3 protein-coding genes and 2 pseudogenes are annotated in these 3,697 nt (G+C 68.1%); 4 read left to right on the top strand and 1 reads right to left on the bottom strand.

Features of this window, described 5'->3' with window-relative positions; translation table 11 throughout:
- Both Vqi01_RS28695 and Vqi01_RS28700 read left to right on the top strand, forming a co-directional pair.
- A pseudogene (locus tag Vqi01_RS28695) lies at positions 1-451 on the top strand (hypothetical protein); the annotation flags it as partial.
- 21 nt (positions 452-472) lie between these two features.
- Complete coding sequence (locus Vqi01_RS28700) at positions 473-841, top strand: hypothetical protein (RefSeq protein ID WP_204038274.1); 369 nt, start codon at positions 473-475, stop codon at positions 839-841.
- Positions 842-935: 94 nt separating this feature from the next.
- Here Vqi01_RS28700 and Vqi01_RS28705 read toward each other — a convergent pair whose 3' ends face one another.
- Positions 936-1,811, bottom strand: coding sequence for a sigma-70 family RNA polymerase sigma factor (locus tag Vqi01_RS28705; protein WP_204038275.1), 876 nt, complete (start codon positions 1,809-1,811; stop codon positions 936-938).
- An 87-nt stretch (positions 1,812-1,898) separates the two neighbouring features.
- On the opposite strand from Vqi01_RS28705, the gene Vqi01_RS28710 reads away from it, so the two are divergent.
- A complete protein-coding gene (locus tag Vqi01_RS28710; protein WP_204038276.1) occupies positions 1,899-2,357 on the top strand; it encodes a carboxymuconolactone decarboxylase family protein in 459 nt (152 codons plus the stop codon).
- A 127-nt stretch (positions 2,358-2,484) separates the two neighbouring features.
- Positions 2,485-3,433 (top strand): annotated as a pseudogene (locus Vqi01_RS28715) (ISL3 family transposase); the annotation flags it as partial.
- Positions 3,434-3,697: the final 264 nt, after the last annotated feature.

Consider the following 3,697-nt stretch of genomic DNA (forward strand, 5'->3'; position numbering starts at 1 on the left):
AGTGCGACACGCGGCCGTGCTCGACACCGGCGTCTACCGCGACGCCCTCGCCTGCGGGCTGCTCTCCCGGCGGGACATGTTCACCGCCTTCACCCCTGACGGCGTCATTTGGGCCGATGGCGCGCCCGAGCCGGTCCACGCGGTCATCTTCGCCACCGGCTACCGCCCCGACCTGGCCTACCTCAAGCCCTTGGGCGCCCTCGACCAAGGTGCGCCCCGGCAGGTGGGCGGGATCTCCACCACCCATCCAGGGCTGGTCTATCTCGGGTTGGAGTTCCAGCGATCCTTCGCCTCGAACACCCTGCGCGGCGTCGGCCGCGACGCCGCCCATGTCATGACTGCCCTGGCGGCTCACGTGTCCGGACGGCCTCGCCAAGGCCGGCAGCGGAGGGCGGACGCCCCTCGCGCCCGGAACACGGCGCTGAACGCTGATCGCGTTCGGCGCTGGTAGGTCCGCCGCGACGTCGCCGCATTGGTGGAGCTGGCGACCATCGCCGGGGAATGCGGCGCGCACGCGGACCGGGTCGGCGAGAACCAGCTGACCGGGGAGATCGGCCGGCTGACCGAGTTCTGCGTCGGCGGCCCCGGCGGCGCGAGCCCGCGCAGCGCCACGCACGTACGCGCGATCCTCGCTCCCGAACCGCAACTTCATGCAGCCTTGCCGGCTCTGAACTGCCCGCCAGATTCCTTCGATGCGATCCTCGCAGCGCATACCGGCTTCCTGATGGCGGGCGCACTGGCAACGATGCCCACCGGGCTGCAAGCCATCGCCGAGGACAAGCTCCGCCTCGCAACCGCCGCAACCCAGTGGCTACAACACCGCTACGCCCACACCCAATAGCAATGAGCGAACACCGCCAATTCGAAACAGCGTCGGCGCACTCACGTGTAGCCGAGAATTGAGGGTGTAGGGCCCGACACGGGGCATGGCCGGTTCACACCGGGTCTGGCAGGTCGATGAGCGCGAGCTTGGCTGGGTCGATCAAAGCGGTGATCTCGGTGATGCGGTCGTCGGCGACGGTGAAGGTAAGCAGGGACAGTGGGGTGCCGTCCTCGTTCCAGGAGATGACGCCGGGGCGGCCGTTGACGGTCGCCGCATGTCCTCGTGCTGCGCTGCCGGCCACTCGGGCCCGGGTGGCGACTTCGGTGGCTCCGAGCGTGACGAACTGACCGTTCGGGGTGTGGACGGTGAGCTTCACTTCAGGGTGGAGAACTTCCAGCAGGCGCTCGAACTGGCCGTCGCGGGCCGCGGCCAAGAACGCCCCGACCACCTCGCGGTGCCGCTGTCGGTCGCTTGCCGACTGCCGGGCGTCCTGTACCTTCCGGCGGGCACGGCTGGTGAGCATCTTGGTCGCGTCGGCGGATCTGCCGAGGATGGTGCCGATCTCCCCGTGGGGGACGGCGAACACGTCGTGCAGCACGAACGCCAGGCGCTCGTCGGGGCGCAGCGAGTCCAGGACCGTCAACAGCGCCAGGCCAACCGAGTCGCCCAGCGCCACAAGCTCCTCCGGAGCCAAGCCATAGTCGAGCGTCACGGTGAGTTCGGGCAGCCAATTGTCGAGTGGGACTGTCGGGCGCGTGCGGCTCGAGCGTAGGAAATCGAGGCTGATGCGGCAGACCACGGTGGTCAGCCAGCCGCCGAGATTGTCGATGGCGTCGGTGTCCTGGCGGGACAGACGCAGCCACGCCTCTTGGACCGCGTCTTCCGCGTCGGCGTGCGAACCGAGCACGCGGTAGGCGACGGCTGTGAGCCGCTCGCGGTGCGCCTCGAAGGCCTCGGCGATCGGATCGGCGGGATGGGTGCCGGACATGGTGTTACCTCCCTGGAAGCTGCTGCGTCATAGGGGTGACGGGCACCAGCCCCGCAAGGTAACCCCGACCAAGGAGCGCACCCTGCCATGCAGAACCGGCTGAAGAACAAGAACACCAACAACCTCGACGTGTGGAAGGCGGTCGGGCTCCTGCACAAGGCGATTGCTGCTGGGGGCGTCGACCCGAAGCTGCTCGCGCTGGTCCATCTGCGCGTCAGCCAGATCAACAGCTGCTCGGCGTGCGTCTACGCCAGTGTCGCAGGCGGGAAGAAGGCCGGTGACTCCGACGAGCGGCTGCACAACGTAGCGGCGTGGCGTGAGGCGCCGTTTTACACCAATGCGGAGCGCGCGGCTTTGGCGCTGGCCGAGGCCGCCACCCGGCTGCAGGACGGTGCACAGGGAGTCACCGACGAGATCTGGGAAGAGGTCAACGCCCATTTCACTGAGGAGCAGGTCGGCGCGATCAACCTGGAAATCGCACTGACCAACTTCTTCAACCGGATCAACCGCACCATCAACGAACCGGCCGGCCAGACCTGGGGCTGAGCCTCGGCGACCGGGCCCGTCGAAGGATCCCGCCGATCCTCGACGGGCCTGCTTCCCGCGGGAGCGTCGAACCTCTCCATGAATGCGACCTAGCCACCTCCTCGCTGTCCATCCGGAAGACCTCGGCGTGCCTGGCGTTACCCCTGGTGCGGGCTTCGCCTGCCCTGCCCTGACCACGTTCTGCCAGCTCGACGAACTCGGCCTCGAAGCTGTCGGGCAGCGGCTCGAACCGGATCGTCTGTGGTGGCGTGCCGGGTCGTCGACCCTGACCAGTGGTGCCGCCGCTGCGGCTGTGAGTGGGCGCCGCGGGACACCGTGGCCCGGCGACTGGCGCACGAGCCGCTCGGATGGTGCCCCACGTCGCTGGAGGTGGTCGTGCGCCGCTACCGGTGCAACTGCGGGCACGTGTGGCGGCAAGACACCACCCTGGCTGCCGAGCCTCGGGCCAAATTGTTGCATCGTGGGCTGCGGTGGGCGCTGGAAGCCATCGTGGTCCAGCACCTGACCGTCGCCCGGGTCGCCGAAGGTCTCGGAGTTGCATGGAACACCGCTAACGACGCCGTGCTGGCCGAGGGCAAGCGGGTGCTGATCGACGACGTCGGCCGGTTTGACAACGTGTTGGTCATCGGTGTCGATGAGCATGTGTGGTGCCACACCCGCCGCGGCGACAAGTACGCATCGTGATCGTCGACCTGATCGGCATCCGGGAAGGCACCGGCCCGGCCCGGCTGCTCGACATGGTCGAGGGCCGTTCCAAGCAGACGTTCAAGACCTGGCTCGCCGATCGGCCCGGAGCGTGGCGCGACGCGGTGGAGGTGGTCGCGATGGACAGGTTCGCTGGCTTCAAGACCGCCACCGCCGAGGAGTTGCCCGACGCCGTGGCGGTGATGGATCCCTTCCACGGCGCCTTCCTGGCCGGCGACGCCCTCGACCGGTGCCGTCGCTGGGTCCAGCAGGCCATCCACGGACATCGCGGCCGTAGGGGCGACCCGCTCTACTCCGCGCGCCGGACCTTGCACACCGGCGCGGATCTGCTTACCGGACCGAGAACTGAGCGGACACTGAGCCTTTCCGCGTAACGGTGTGAGTGGGGCGGGTAGCTGCTTCGGCGGTCGGTGGAAACGCCCGAACCTGTTGCGGTGCAAGGGAAAGACGTAGAACCCGGGTATGAAGTTCCTCTCACAGATCAACTTCGTTGGGGCCCTGCGCCGCCATGAGTGTCACATTCACCGCCGAGCTGCTGGTACGCGAAAAGACGCGCGAGCGTGCATGGTGGCGATCGCTGTCCCTGAGGCGTTCTTATCCGGCATCGTCGCGCTGGATGCCGCAACTCGTGGTTC

It is taken from the genome of Micromonospora qiuiae (assembly GCF_016863555.1).
Lineage (GTDB): Bacteria > Actinomycetota > Actinomycetes > Mycobacteriales > Micromonosporaceae > Micromonospora > Micromonospora qiuiae.